This window comes from Mesorhizobium sp. M0778 (assembly GCF_040320105.1).
Taxonomy (GTDB): domain Bacteria; phylum Pseudomonadota; class Alphaproteobacteria; order Rhizobiales; family Rhizobiaceae; genus Mesorhizobium.
This window is the reverse complement of the sequence record NZ_JAMYPA010000005.1, coordinates 89,472-103,584: the sequence shown is the minus strand read 5'-3', so window position 1 is coordinate 103,584 and position 14,113 is coordinate 89,472. Positions and strand designations below refer to the sequence as shown.

12 protein-coding genes are annotated in these 14,113 nt (G+C 61.9%); 10 read left to right on the top strand and 2 right to left on the bottom strand.

Annotated elements, in window-relative coordinates; translation table 11 throughout:
- Positions 1-401: 401 nt before the first annotated feature.
- From NKI22_RS09340 to NKI22_RS09310, 7 genes are all read left to right on the top strand, one after another.
- Positions 402-863, top strand: coding sequence for a MerR family transcriptional regulator (locus NKI22_RS09340; RefSeq protein WP_023719513.1), 462 nt, complete (start codon positions 402-404; stop codon positions 861-863).
- A 237-nt stretch (positions 864-1,100) separates the two neighbouring features.
- The gene (locus NKI22_RS09335) at positions 1,101-2,897 is read left to right on the top strand and encodes an acyl-CoA dehydrogenase (protein ID WP_352482491.1); all 1,797 of its coding nucleotides are present in this window, start codon (positions 1,101-1,103) and stop codon (positions 2,895-2,897) included.
- Between the two features lie 114 nt (positions 2,898-3,011).
- Positions 3,012-4,181 carry an acyl-CoA dehydrogenase family protein gene (locus NKI22_RS09330; protein ID WP_023719511.1) on the top strand — a complete coding sequence of 390 codons (1,170 nt, stop codon included), beginning with the start codon at positions 3,012-3,014 and terminating at the stop codon, positions 4,179-4,181.
- Positions 4,182-4,212: 31 nt separating this feature from the next.
- Positions 4,213-5,421 carry an acetyl-CoA C-acetyltransferase gene (locus NKI22_RS09325; protein WP_352547915.1) on the top strand — a complete coding sequence of 403 codons (1,209 nt, stop codon included), beginning with the start codon at positions 4,213-4,215 and terminating at the stop codon, positions 5,419-5,421.
- Positions 5,422-5,433: 12 nt separating this feature from the next.
- A complete protein-coding gene (locus NKI22_RS09320) occupies positions 5,434-7,653 on the top strand; it encodes a 3-hydroxyacyl-CoA dehydrogenase NAD-binding domain-containing protein (protein ID WP_352817548.1) in 2,220 nt (739 codons plus the stop codon).
- Between the two features lie 81 nt (positions 7,654-7,734).
- Positions 7,735-8,379 (top strand): S24 family peptidase, encoded by a 645-nt coding sequence (locus tag NKI22_RS09315; protein ID WP_023719508.1) that lies wholly within the window; start codon positions 7,735-7,737, stop codon positions 8,377-8,379.
- A gap of 11 nt (positions 8,380-8,390) precedes the next feature.
- Positions 8,391-9,227, top strand: coding sequence for a thermonuclease family protein (locus NKI22_RS09310; RefSeq protein ID WP_352493783.1), 837 nt, complete (start codon positions 8,391-8,393; stop codon positions 9,225-9,227).
- Here the strand turns inward: NKI22_RS09310 and NKI22_RS09305 are convergent.
- Complete coding sequence (locus tag NKI22_RS09305) at positions 9,190-10,845, bottom strand: lysine--tRNA ligase (protein WP_352817551.1); 1,656 nt, start codon at positions 10,843-10,845, stop codon at positions 9,190-9,192. The two genes, NKI22_RS09310 and NKI22_RS09305, sit on opposite strands and share 38 nt — an antisense overlap.
- Before the next feature lie 247 nt (positions 10,846-11,092).
- Between NKI22_RS09305 and NKI22_RS09300 the strand changes: the two genes are divergently transcribed.
- Positions 11,093-11,503 carry a tellurite resistance TerB family protein gene (locus NKI22_RS09300; protein WP_023719505.1) on the top strand — a complete coding sequence of 137 codons (411 nt, stop codon included), beginning with the start codon at positions 11,093-11,095 and terminating at the stop codon, positions 11,501-11,503.
- A 14-nt stretch (positions 11,504-11,517) separates the two neighbouring features.
- Here the strand turns inward: NKI22_RS09300 and NKI22_RS09295 are convergent, their stop codons facing one another.
- Positions 11,518-12,369, bottom strand: coding sequence for an ABC transporter substrate-binding protein (locus tag NKI22_RS09295; RefSeq protein ID WP_023719504.1), 852 nt, complete (start codon positions 12,367-12,369; stop codon positions 11,518-11,520).
- 271 nt (positions 12,370-12,640) lie between these two features.
- On the opposite strand from NKI22_RS09295, the gene NKI22_RS09290 reads away from it, so the two are divergent.
- Positions 12,641-13,372 carry a helix-turn-helix transcriptional regulator gene (locus NKI22_RS09290; protein WP_023719503.1) on the top strand — a complete coding sequence of 244 codons (732 nt, stop codon included), beginning with the start codon at positions 12,641-12,643 and terminating at the stop codon, positions 13,370-13,372.
- Positions 13,373-13,469: 97 nt separating this feature from the next.
- Positions 13,470-14,108 (top strand): acyl-homoserine-lactone synthase, encoded by a 639-nt coding sequence (locus tag NKI22_RS09285; protein WP_023719502.1) that lies wholly within the window; start codon positions 13,470-13,472, stop codon positions 14,106-14,108.
- Positions 14,109-14,113: the final 5 nt, after the last annotated feature.

Genomic DNA, 14,113 nt, shown 5'->3' with positions numbered 1-14,113 from the left:
AACACGGGTAACCGACATGCGCACATTTCGCCCCAACGTGGTAAACAACGCGTTAACCAAGCTTAAGAAGTTGCAACTTTGTCGACTGGCTGCGGACGGCGCCGGGTGTCTTTTTGGACGCACAAAAGACGCTGTAGAATTTTGATCAGCCGCATGATCGCTCCCGAAATCGGCCACGACTTTTAGGTTATCCACCGGCGCTGCGGCATAAAGTTCCAAGCCCAGAACGCTCTTGCGTCGTAAGGCGGCTATCGATATAGCATTGACGTAAACGTAAACGAGCGGATTACGCCGTTTGCGATTTGTTTGTTGAAACCACGAGTGGAAGCACGCCCCCGCTTTCACTCAGGCGACGCAAGGTCCGCGACCGCGACGCCACCAGACGGGGAAAGCCAGTGACCATGAAACTTATTTCGCCCGGCCAAGCCGCGGCCAATACCAACGATATGTCGAGCGAAGCCGGTGAAGAGCTTGTCCGCATCGGCGAAATGGCCAAGAAATACGGAGTGACGCTGCGCACGCTGCGTTTCTATGAGGACAAGGGTCTACTCAACCCGCAGCGTGACGGCTCAACCCGTCTCTATACACGCCGCGACAGGGCCCGGCTGAAACTGATCTTGCTCGGCCGCAAGGTCGGGTTCTCGCTGCGTGACGTCAAGCAGATGATGGACCTCTACGATCCGAACGGCTCCAACACCAAGCAGTTGCGGTTGGCGCTCGACAAGTCGGAGAAGCAGCTTGCCCGCCTGCAGAAGCAGCGGGCGTTGATCGATGACGCTATCAGCGAACTGAGTGCCTCGATGTCGACCGTCCGGCAAATGCTGATCGAGCGCTCGGCGCCGCAGGCCAGCGTGGCGAGCTAAACTAAACCTGCCATTTCATTATTAATCACACCGGCGGGGTTTCCGCGGCGCGGTTCTTCGTCGTTACCGTCCTTCGCCGTTTGCCGTCTTGGCGCGCGGGAGAAAATTTGCCCCATCGCAGAATTGACGTTTACGCAAACGTCAATATTTGTTATCTCGACCGCAACGTTGGTCCGTCTGCCATCCTCATATGCTGAGGCTGATTTCGGGGCCAAGACCGCATGGTGGAGGAAACGCATGCCGATCTACAGAGCGCCGATCCGGGACACGCTGTTCGTGCTGAACGAGGTGCTGGGCTATCAGCGCTATTCCAATCTTCCCGGATTTTCCGACGCGACGCCGGATGTGCTCGAGGCCATCCTTGCCGAGGGCGCGAAGCTCGCCGAAAACGTCATGCAGCCGCTCAACCGTGTCGGCGACGTGGAAGGTTGTGTGCGCCATGTCGACGGGTCGGTGACGACGCCAAAAGGCTTCAAGGAAGCCTTCGATCAGTATCGCGAAGGTGGCTGGATGGGGCTCGCCGCACCTGTCGAGTTTGGCGGGCAAGGCTTGCCCTATGCAGTGCATACTGCGGTTGCCGAATATATGGTGTCGGCCAATATGTCGCTGATGATGTATGCCGGACTGACGCAAGGTGCGATCGCTGCGATCATCACCCATGGCACCAAAGAGCAGAAGGCGACATGGTTGCCGAAGCTGGTCGAGGGCGCCTGGACCGGCACCATGAACCTGACCGAGCCGCACTGCGGAACCGATCTCGGCTTGCTGCGCACCAAGGCCGTTCCAAATGGCGACGGCACCTATAGGATCTCCGGCCAGAAGATATTCATCTCGGCCGGCGAGCATGACATGTCGGGAAACATCGTCCACCTCGTGCTGGCCCGTATCGAGGGCGCGCCGGATGGCGTGAAGGGCATCTCGCTGTTCATCGTGCCGAAGCTCAAGCTCGATGCATCAGGCAATCCGGGCGAGAAGAACACCGTCTCCTGTGGCTCGATCGAGGAGAAGATGGGTATCCATGGCAATTCGACCTGCGTCATGAATTACGACGACGCTGAAGGCACACTGCTCGGCGAGGCCAATGGCGGGCTGAAAGCCATGTTCACCATGATGAATGAGGCGCGGCTTGGCGTCGGCCTGCAGGGGCTCTCGCTGTCGGAAGTTGCCTACCAGAATGCGGTTTCCTACGCCAAGGATCGCCTGCAGGGCCGCTCGCTGTCGGGGCCGAAAGAACCGGACAGGAAGGCCGATCCGATCATCGTCCATCCGGACATCCGCCGCAGCCTGATGACCATGAAAGCTTTCAACGAGGCCGGTCGGGCGCTGGCGCTGTGGACGGCGATCAAGTCCGACATCGCTCACCGCTCCGGTGACGACAAGGACCGCCAGGCCGCCGACGACTACACCGGGCTGATGACGCCGGTGGTCAAGGGCGTGCTCACCGACAAGGGTTTCGATCATGCGGTAATGGCGCAGCAGGTGTTCGGAGGCCACGGCTATATAGAAGAGCACGGCATGAGCCAGTTCGTCCGCGATGCCCGCATCGCCATGATCTATGAGGGTGCCAACGGCATCCAGGCACTCGACCTCGTCGGCCGCAAGCTGGCCTTGAATGGCGGTCGCGCGGTGCAGGCGTTCTTTAGGGAAGTCGGCGAGTTCTGCGAGGAGAACCGCACCGACGAGAAGATGGCGCCCTTCACCAAGGCGCTGAAGAAGAGCCTCAACGATCTGCAGGCGGCGACGATGTGGCTGATGCAGAACGGCATGGCCAAGCCCGACAATGCCGGTGCCGCCTCGACCGACTACATGCATCTCTTCGGCCTGGTGGCGCTGGGCTATATGTGGGCGCAGATGGCCAGGGTGGCCGCAGCGAAATTGGCGAATGGCGCCGACGGCGCTTCGTCTTTCTACGACAACAAGCTGGTGACGGCGCGCTTCTTCGTGGAGCGGATCATGCCGGAGACGGCGGCGCACCTTGCCCGCATCTCCAGCGGCGCCGACACATTGATGGCGCTGCCGGCCGAAGCGTTCTAGGCTCCCCTCTTCCTCGCGAGGAGGGTGGCCGCGAAGCGGCCGGGAGAGGGCGCCACGGCAGCGCGCCAGCCTCAATTCTGGCGGCGTGCTTGGAAGGAGGATCAGAGAATAAACATGACCAGTCCCGCCGAAATCCTTGGCCTTCCAAAACCCGCCTGGGCGGCGGACGAGGTCGGCATGCTTTATGACATGGCGCACCGCTTCATGTCGGAAGAGATCGCGCCGCGTTACGACGAGTTCGAGAAGAACGAGATGGTCGACCGCGAAAGCTGGCTGAAGGCGGGTGCGGCCGGCCTGCTCTGCGCCTCGATGCCGGAGGAATATGGCGGCTCGGGCGGCAGCTTCGCGCATGAGAGCGCCATCATCGAGGCGATCGCCCATGTCGGCGTCGACGGGTTCGGCATTGGCCTGCACAATTCGATCGTCGCCCCCTACATCCTCCATTACGGCTCGGACGAGCAGAAGAAGAAATGGCTGCCGAGGCTGGCGACCGGCGAACTGATCGGCGCCATCGCCATGACCGAGCCGGGTGCGGGCTCCGACCTGCAGGGCGTCAAGACGCGCGCCGAAAAGGACGGCAACCAGTACAAGCTCAACGGCTCGAAGACCTTTATCACCAACGGCCAGCTCGCTAACTTCATCATCGTCGTCACCAAGACCGATCCGCAGAAAGGTGCCAAGGGCATCTCGCTGATCGTCGTCGAGACCGACGAGGTGGAGGGCTTCGAGCGCGGCCGCAACCTCGACAAGATCGGCCTCAAGGCCAACGACACGTCGGAACTGTTCTTCAACGACGTGCGTGTGCCGACCTCGAACCTGCTTGGCAACGAGGAAGGCCAGGGCTTCGTCCAGCTGATGCAGCAATTGCCGCAGGAGCGGCTGCAGATCGGCACCACTGCTATCGCCATGGTCGAGCGGGCGCTGGCTCTTACCATCGACTACGTCAAGGAGCGCAAGGCCTTCGGCAAGGCCATCATCGAATTCCAGAACACCCAGTTCAAGCTGGCCGAATTGAAGACCGAGGCGACCATTGGGCGCGTCTTCTATAATGACTGCGTTGCCCGCCACATTAACGGCGGCCTCGACCCGGTGACGGCCTCGATGGCCAAATACTGGCTGTCAGACCTGCAGGGAAAAGTCGTCGACGAATGCCTTCAATTGCATGGCGGCTATGGCTACATGAATGAATATCCGATTGCGCGCATGTTCCGCGACGCCCGCGTCCAGCGCATCTACGGTGGAACCAACGAGATCATGAAATTGCTGATCGGGCGCTCTCTCTGAGCGACTTTCAGCAAACCCAAGGAGCAGGAAAATGGCCGAAGCTTACGTCTATGATGCCGTGCGCACGCCGCGCGGCAGGGGCAAGAAGGATGGCTCGCTGCACGAAGTGCCGGCGGTGCGGCTCGGCGCCAAGGTGCTCGAGGCGATCCGCGACCGCAACGGGCTGGACACCGGCACCGTCGACGACATCATCTTCGGCTGTGTCGATCCGGTTGGCGAGGCGGGTGCAGTCATTCCACGTGCCGCTGCTTTCGAGGCCGGCTACGACACCAAGGCGCCTGGCATGCAGATATCGCGCTTCTGCGCCTCGGGCCTCGACGCCATCAATTTCGGCGCCGCCAAGATCGCGCAAGGCGCCGACGAGATCGTGATTGCCGGTGGCGTCGAATCGATGTCGCGGGTCGGCATGGGCGCCTCCGGCGGCGCCTGGTTCATGGATCCTTCGGTCGGCCTGCCCGGCTGGTTCGTGCCGCAAGGCATATCGGCCGACCTGATCGCCACCAAATACGGGTTTTCGCGCGACGACGTCGATGCCTACGCGGTCGAAAGCCAGAAGCGTGCCGCCAAGGCGTGGGGCGAGGGCCGCTTCAAGAATTCGGTGATCTCGGTCAAGGACCAGAACGGCCTGACCATTCTCGATCACGACGAGCACATGCGGCCTTCGACCGACATGCAGTCGCTGGCCGCGCTCAACCCGTCCTTCGTCATGCCCGGCGAAATGGGCGGCTTCGACGCCGTCGCGGTGCAGAAGCATCCCGAGGTGGAAGAGGTCAACCACGTCCACCATGCCGGAAATTCGTCCGGCATCGTCGATGGCGCGGCGGCCGTGCTGCTCGGCTCGAAAAAGGCGGGAAAGACGCTCGACCTCAAGCCGCGCGCGCGTATCCGCGCCTTTGCCAACATCGGCTCCGAACCGGTGCTGATGCTGACCGGTCCGGTCGACGTCACCGAAAAGCTGTTGAGGCGGGCGAAGATGAAGCTGTCGGACATCGACCTGTTCGAGCTTAACGAGGCCTTCGCTTCGGTGGTGCTGCGCTACATGCAGGCTTTCGACATTCCTCATGACCGGATCAACGTCAATGGCGGCGCCATCGCCATGGGCCATCCGCTGGGCGCCACCGGTGCGATGATCTTCGGTACGGTGCTGGACGAATTGGAACGCCGCGACCTGAACACCGCGCTGGTGACGCTTTGCATCGGCGCCGGCATGGGCACCGCAACGATCATCGAACGCGTCTGACGGAGAGAGATGATGAGCTATACCAATTTCACCCTCGACACCGACGCCGACGGCATTGCTTTGGTCACCTGGGACATGCCGGACCGTTCGATGAACGTCTTCACCCAAGAGGTGACGCTCGAGCTGAACGTCATCGTCGACAAGGTGGCGACCGATGCAGCGATCAAGGCGGCGGTCATTACCTCCGGCAAGGATACGTTCTCGGGCGGCGCCGACATCACCATGCTGCAGAAGATGCTGGCGACCTTCGCCGCCGACAAGGCAAAGGACCCAGAGAAGGCGACCAAGGCGCTGTTCGACAATGCGGGCTATATGAACGGCCTGTTCCGTAAGCTGGAAACCTCGGGTAAGCCGTGGGTTTCGGCGATCAACGGCACCTGCATGGGCGGCGCGTTCGAATTGTCGCTCGCCTGCCATGGCCGTGTCGCGGCCGATTCCGACAAAGTGAGGATGGCACTTCCCGAAGTGAAGATCGGCATTTTCCCCGGCGCCGGCGGAACCCAGCGCGTGCCGCGGCTGACCGACCAGCAGCAGGCGCTGCAAATGCTGACCTCCGGCCAGACGCTGTCGCCGCAGAAGGCCAAGTCGATGGGCCTGATCCATGAGATTGCCGAGCCGGACAAGCTGGTCGAAACCGCCAAGGCGATGATCAGGAACGGCTTGAAACCGGTGGCGCCCTGGGACGAAAAAGGCTTCAAGCTGCCCGGCGCTCCGATCTATTCGGTGGCCGGTGCCAATCTGTGGCCGCCGGCCATCGCCATCCTGCGCCGCGAGACCTATGGCAACTATCCCGCCGCTGCCGCCATCCTGAAATGCGTTTACGAGGGCTTGCTGGTGCCGTTCGACACCGCCTTGCGGATCGAGCAGCGCTACTTCACCGAGATCATGCAGACCAGGGAAGCGGCAGCGATGATCCGCTCGTTGTTCGTGTCGCTCCAGGAACTGAACAAGGGCGCGCGCCGCCCGGCCGGTGTGCCGGAAACGAGGTTTAAGAAGATCGGCGTGCTCGGCGCCGGCTTCATGGGCGCCGGCATTGCCTATGTGACGGCCAAGGCGGGCATTCCGGTGGTGCTGCTCGACCGTGACATGGAGTCTGCCGCCAAGGGCAAGGCGCATTCCGACAACCTTATCTCGGATCAGGTGAAGAAGGGCCGTGCCAAGCCACAGGACAAGGACCAGTTGCTGACGCTGATCACGCCGACGGCCGATTACGCCGATCTCGCCGGCTGCGATCTTGTCGTCGAGGCGGTATTCGAGGATTCGGCCGCAAAGAAGGGCGCCACCGAACAGGCCGAGGCTGTGCTCAAGCCTTCGGCGACCTTCGCCTCGAATACGTCCACCATACCGATTACATCGCTGGCCAGGAATTCGGCGCGGCCAAAGAATTTCATCGGCATCCACTTCTTCTCGCCGGTCGACAAGATGATGCTGGTCGAGATCATCCTCGGCAAGAAGACCGGCGACAAAGCGCTGGCCACCGCGATCGACTTTGTCCGCGCCATCAAGAAAACCCCGATTGTCGTCAACGATACGCGCGGTTTCTATGTCAATCGCTGCGTACTGCGCTACATGTCGGAAGCCTACAAGATGCTGATCGAAGGTGTTCCGGCGCCGATGATCGAGAATGCGGCGAAAGCCGCCGGCATGCCGGTCGGTCCTCTGGCGTTGACCGACGAGACCGCGATCGACCTTGCCCAGAAGATCATGAAGCAGACGATGCGCGATCTCGGCGACAAGGCGGTCGACCCGAAGCAGATGGCGCTGATCAGCACGATGGTCGACACACACGGTCGCTTGGGTCGCAAGAACAGCAAGGGCTTCTACGACTATCCGGCAAAACCTGCCAAGAAGAAGCTGTGGCCAGGCCTCAGGGACCTCTACCCGCAACTGGCGCCGGAGAGGGTCGATTATGAGGAGCTGAAGCAGCGGCTGCTGGTCACCATCGCGCTTGAGGCGGCACGGGTGATGGAGGAGGGCATCGTTACCGATCCACGCGAGGCCGATGTCGGCTCGATCCTGGCCTTCGGCTTCGCGCCCTACACAGGCGGTGCACTGTCCTACATCGACGGCATCGGCGCGAAGAAATTCGTCAAGATCGCCAAGCGCCTGCAGAAGAAATACGGCGCCGAGTTCAGGGCGCCGAAGCTGCTGCTCGACATGGCCGAGAAGGGCGAGACCTTCTATGAGCGTTTCGATCCCTATGACAGGAACGAGGCCAAGGAGGCAGCGTGACGCCGTCTTCGGCGGTGGACAAGATGGCGGCCAAGAGGTAGAACAGGGAAGGTATTTTTTCCTGTTTCGAAGGAGAGCAAGGTGCTCTCGCATGACCGCGTTTGGGCCGCCATCGACGCTCTCGCCGAGCGTTATTCGCTTTCGGCCTCCGGGCTGGCCAGGCGCGCTGGCCTCGACTCGACGGCCTTCAACAAATCGAAGCGGCTGTCCTCGGATGGGCGGCCGCGCTGGCCGTCGACCGAATCGCTCGCCAAGATCATCGAGGCGACCGGCGCCTCGCTGGATGAATTTGCGGGGCTGGTCGAAGGCCGGGGTAATTCCGGCGCACTGCCCGTGCAGAAATCGTCGGTGCCGCTGCTCGGCTTCGCCCAGGCGGGCGCCGGTGGCTTCTTCGACGACGCCGGGTTTCCGGCGGGGCAGGGATGGGACCTGATCGAGCTGCCGGCACGGGCAACCGAAACCTCCTATGCGTTGAAGGTCCAGGGCGATTCCATGCTGCCGCTTTACCGCAATGGCGATGTCCTGATCGTCGAGCCGGGGGCTATCATACGAAAGGGCGATCGCGTCGTCGTCAAGACCAATGCCGGCGAGGTGATGGCCAAGGTGCTCGACCGCCAGACACCGAAGTCGATCGCGCTGGTCTCCCTCAATCCCGATCATCCGGACCGCGACATCCCCATGCGTGATGTCGAATGGGTGGCGCGGATTGTCTGGGCAAGCCAGTAGGCGCGGGGCCGGTGCGTCTGCCTCACCTTGCCTTGGCCGTTCTGGCGATTCCGGCGATGGCCACGGCAATTGTCGCTGGCGGCCGCGCCGTCCAGAACCAAAGCGGCGGCCCTGGCGAGCAAATTCAGGTCAGCGCTGAACCCCAGCCCGCCGCGCCGGCTACGTCGGCCATCTCGAAACCAGAGGCGGCCAAGCAGGCTACGCATTCAAGGGCAATCGATCCGGAAATCGTGGTGCCGCCGCAGCTCGGTTCCGACGAGCTTGAACGGATTGAGCCGCGCGCACCGTTGAGCGATCTGGCATTGGCCGGACTGCCCAGGCCGCCAAAAACGAAAATGCCTGACGACTGGAAAGGCACGAAACTGTTCCAGCCGGTCGCGCCGGCCGCCGGGGTCATCGAGGCAAAGGGCTATTCGATTGCGGTTTCCGGCATCGACATCGTCAAGCAGGACGAGACTTGCACCGACGGCGGCAAGTCTTGGAGTTGCGGCATCCGGGCGCGAACTGCCTTCCGCGCTTTTCTGCGCGGTCGTGCGGTGGTCTGTGCCGTGCCGCCCGAAGGCGGCCGTGACCTGATCGCCGCCGAGTGCCGGATCGGCAATCAGGATATCGGCCAATGGTTGGTCGAAAACGGCTGGGCGCGCGCCGCCAAGGGCGGCGCTTACATAGAAGCCGGCGAGAAGGCGCGTGCAGCGAAAAAGGGCGTCTTCGGGCCGGCGCCGAGCGTCTCAGGCCTGCCGCCGCTCCCGGCTGCGTCGCGATCCGCGCCTGTGGCGCCGGGCTCGATCCTGGAGGAGCAGGACGGCGTCCTCAAGCCGCCAGCTGACCAGCAAGCGCCCGTCGAATGAGCTCACGCGTTTCGGCAATGCCGTAGAGTGCGGCGAAGGAACCGAAGCGCGGCCCGCGTTCCTGACCTATCAGCACCTGATAAATCATCTGGAAGAAGGCGACGGAGACGCCGGGTCCACCCTCAGGGCTCTGCTTGGAACGATCCTGGTAGCGCTCGATCTTGCGCGCGACATTGAGGGCGGCGTTCTGGATCGCCTCGCCGGCGGCGTCAGCGGGCAGCGCGGCGAGCGCTTCCGAAAGTTTGGTCAGCGCCTCGCGCTCGACCGCGTCGGCGGCACGGTACACCTTAGCCGGCTTCACGAAATCGTCGAAATAGCGGATCGCATATTCGGTCAGCCGGTCGAGTTCGGGGTGAGTTGCCGGCGTCACACCCGGTGCGTGGCGCGAAATGAAGCCCCACAGCACGTCCCTGTTCTGCGCATTCGAGGCGCTGACCAGGTTGAGCAGCAGCGCGAACGACACCGGCAGGTCGATGATAGGCGGATTGCCGTCATGCATGTGCCAGACCGGATTGCCCAGCCGTTCTTTCCAATCCTGCTTCTGATAAGCAGAGAGGAACGTGTAATATTCGTCTACCGCCTTCGGGATGACGTCGAAATAAAGCTTCTTCGCGGTTCGCGGGCGCTGGAACATATAAAGGCTAAGGCTCTCGGTCGGCGCATAAGTCAGCCACTCGTCGATGGTTAGCCCATTGCCCTTCGACTTCGAGATCTTCTGGCCCTGCTCGTCGAGGAACAGCTCATAATTGAAGCCCTCCGGCGCTGGAGCATCGAGCGCACGGCAAATCTGCCCGGCGAGCTTGACGGAATCGATCAGATCCTTGCCGGACATCTCGTAATCGACGCCGAGTGCTGCCCAGCGCATCGCCCAGTCTGGCTTCCATTGCAGCTTGGCATGACCGCCGGTCACCGGCGTCTCGAAGCGCTCGCCGGTGTCCGGGTCGCGCCACACGATGGTGCCGGCGTCGAGCTTGCGCTCATCGATCGCGACTTGCATGACGATGCCGGTCTTGGGATGGATCGGCAGGAAGGGCGAATAGCTCTGCGCCCGCTCTTCACGCAGCGACGGCAGCATAATTGCCATCACCTTATCGAAGCGCTCGAGCATCTTGAGCAGCGTCGCGTCGAAGCGGCCGGAAGTATAATAGTCGGTCGAGGAAGCGAATTCGTAATCGAAGCCGAAACGGTCGAGGAAGGCGCGCAACCGTGCGTTATTGGCGGCGCCGAAGGACGGATACTCATTGGAGAAAGGGTCCGGTATCCTGGTCAGCGGCTTGCCGAGATACGCGCGCAGCATGTCCTTGTTAGGCACATTGTCCGGCACCTTGCGCAATCCGTCCATGTCATCGGAGAAGCACAGCAGCCGCGTCTTGACCTTGTCTTCGGTCAGCACTCGGAAGGCGTGGCGCACCATAGATGTGCGCGCCACCTCGCCGAAAGTGCCGATATGCGGCAGCCCCGACGGGCCGTAGCCGGTCTCGAACAGCACCGTTTCCGGGTAGCCGCTGCTCGCGTAGCGGGCGACGATCTTTTTCGCTTCCTCGAACGGCCACGCCTTGCTTTCGGCGGCGGCGGTGAGGACTTCCGGGCTGAGATCGATCGGCTGTTGTCCGGCCATGATGCTATTTCCTGCAGCTTTGCCGGCATCCGTGCCGGCAGCCGCATGCTCTAGACTATGATCCCGAAAAGTGGAACCCGGTTTCCGGGCAGGACCGTGATCAGGCAAGAAGATATGAGCCCCGTCCCATTTAGTCGGTATGGATCAGGCTTCAGGGCCTGACCGGAGCGTCAACGATCGCGGCTCTTTTTCCTTGCGGCGCCGGTCCCTCGTTCCTAACTTCGGGACCCGTCTCAAGGAGTTGTAAATGCCATTGTCGCCACACGAAGCCATGATCTACCTGATGGTCATCACCTCGGCGTCAGACCGCGACATGACCGATGTCGAACTGGCGCGGATCGGCGACGTCGTTCGATCCTGGCCGGTGTTTGAGGATTTCAATCAGGAGCGGCTGGTCGAGGTCGCCCAGGCCTGCCAGAAAATGCTGCAAGAAAAGGACGGGCTGGAGGGCGTCCTGGCGCGCGTCGCCGAGGCGCTGCCCGACCGCCTGCGTGACACCGCCTATGCCGCTGCCTTCGAGGTCGCGGCCGTCGATCTCGAAATGCGACTGGAGGAGGTGCGCGTGCTGCAGCTCGTCCGCCGGGAACTCGACCTCGATGCGCTGACGGTCGCCGCCATCGCGCGAGCCGCCAAGGCCCGCCTTCGCACGCTGACCTGAGCCAGCAGCCAAGCTCAGAAAAAGCTGACCGGAAAATAGCGCAGATAGAACTCGGCGAACGTGCCTTTCACCGAAATTTCCTGCAGCGCATAGTCGAAAGCGGCGGCCAGGGCCGGATCGTCGGCCCTGGTGGCGATCGCCATGCCCGAGCCGAGATATTCGGGCGCCAGATAGGGGCCGCCGGCAAAGCGGCAGCAGCCCGCCGCATCCGAACCGCCGAGCCAGAACGCAAAACGCATGCCATCGCCGAAGGCGGCGTCGATCTTGCCGGCTTTCAGCTCGCCATAAAGCTCCTCCGGCTTTGCGAAGGGGACGATTTGGACGTCGCCGAAATAATCGCGCAACATCCGCTCATGCCCGGAGCCGGCGATCACGCCGACACGCTTGCTGCGCAGCTTGTCGAACATTGGTTCCGTCAGCGCCTGTGTCTTCGGCACGACGAAGCGTGCCGGAAATCGCAGGTAGGAGCGTGAAAACGCGTATTTCGACCGCGATTCCGGCGTGGCGGCGATTCCGGCAATGATCGCTTCGCCTTCGCCTTTCCGCAGCGCGCCTTCGAGCTCGGCCCAGGGCAGCGCCTGGATCTGGCATTTTTCGGCAATGCCGAGCTCGGCGCAGATGGCGCGCGCCAGGTCCACATGGAAGCCGGACAGTCGGCCTGCCCCGTCGAGAAAGTTGAAGGGCGGGAAATCGGTGGTGGTCAGGAATCGCAGCCGCGGCAGCATCGAAAGGTCCGGCTTTGGCAGCCGCACCTTGGCGTCCCAAAACACCGGCACCTGCGGCTCCGCAGCGCGCGCAGCACCCGCAAGCGATTGCACTCCGATCAGCATCGAGATCAATGAAATGGATATGCACCGAAACGCCACGCGACGACTCCGTCCAGTCTTGCCCCGGCTTTCGTACGAAATAACACAGGTTCTTGTACGAAAATAACTCAGGCACAACGGTTTTTGGTTTCATCATGGCAATTTAGGGATATTGTTTAGTGAGTTTGCAAGTGACTGTATGATGCCGGCTCAAGAGGAGCGGTGGGGCGTACAGAGGGAGCAGCTTTGCAGTCCGGGGTTGATGGCGTAGTGCGGGTTGATCACTGCCATTGGTCTCAAGTGCGGAAGGCAACATGGGGTAGATGTTGCGATGGGTCATTTCGATCGTACCCTGGAGTTGATAGATCAGTTGCAGCACGCCGGCACAGCGGCCGCCGTCTGCGAAAAGCTGCTGGGGGTAACAAGCGGGTTCGGGCTGACGGCGCTGATGGCCGGGACGGTTCCGCAACCTGGAACGCCGAGAAATCAGCAAAAGAATCATGTGCTGCTTTGCGACTGGCCGGCTGAATGGCTTGAGCGCTACGTCGCGCGCAACTACGTCGATCACGATCCCGTCGTCAGCCACATGAAGCAGCTTCAGGCGCCGTTCCAGTGGCGGGAAGCGTCTCAGGGCATCCGCATCGGCAAGAGCGGCGGCGAGGTGATGGGCGACGCCGGTGAATTCAAGCTGCGCGACGGGTTGGCCTTCCCGCTGATCACGCTCGATGGCCAGATCGTCATGGTGTCGCTGGGCGGCGAGGCTGTCGAATTGTCGGGCGCCGAGTTCGGGTTGGTCTCGTTGGTCTCGACTTATGCGATTGGCCGCGCCATGCAGCTCCACACCATGGCGGGCAAAACCATCGACCATGTCGAATTGACGCCGCGTGAGCGCGAATGCCTGCAATGGGCCGCCGTTGGCAAGTCCGAATGGGAGATTTCCCAAATTCTCGGCATTTCGGAACACACGTCAGAGAAACACCTTCTTAACGCCAAAAGCAAACTCGGTGCCGTCAACCGGGTCCAAGCCGTCGCGGAAGCGATAAGGCGCGGCTATATTAACTAGGTCGGCCGCGCCGGCCTAGAAATTCTTGCCTACGTGATCGCGTAATTTTCTCGGGGGAGCACGGCCGTATTTTCCTATTGAACCTAGGAGACGGCAAATGCTTTTTTCCCTCACCACCCAGGAATTGATGGAACGCCCAGGCCTTTGGGAGGCAGTTCATCGCTTGCGTTACAAGATTTTCGTCGAGGAGATGGGATGGACCGATCTGCAGCGCCCCGATGGCCTCGAGATCGATCAATTCGACCACGACGAGGCAGTGCACCAGATCGTCATCCGCAATGGCGAGCTCGCCGGTTACCAGCGTATGTTGCCGACGACCCGGGCACATCTTCTAACCGATGTGCTGGCGGACCTTTATGAGGGAACCCCACCGTCGGGGCCGAATGTCTATGAACTGACCCGCTATGCGGTTGCGCCGGGATTCCGCGACGGCCGGCGCGGCGTGTCGACGGTGGGCACCGAACTGATCGCCGGCTTCGTCGAGTGGGGTCTGAAGCGCAACGTCAACCAGGTGATCATCGAATTCGAGCCGATGTGGGTGCTTCGCGCGCTGCAACTGCATTTCCTGGCAACGCCGCTCGGCTATCAGCGGACCTATGGCAACCAGCAGGTCGTTGCCACACTGCTCACCTTCAACGAGCACACGCTCGACGTGGTGCGATCGCGCCGCAATCACTTTGCGCCGGTGCTGGCCAGAGGGTACCCGGACATGCTCGGACAGAGACGCGCCTCGTAAGATTG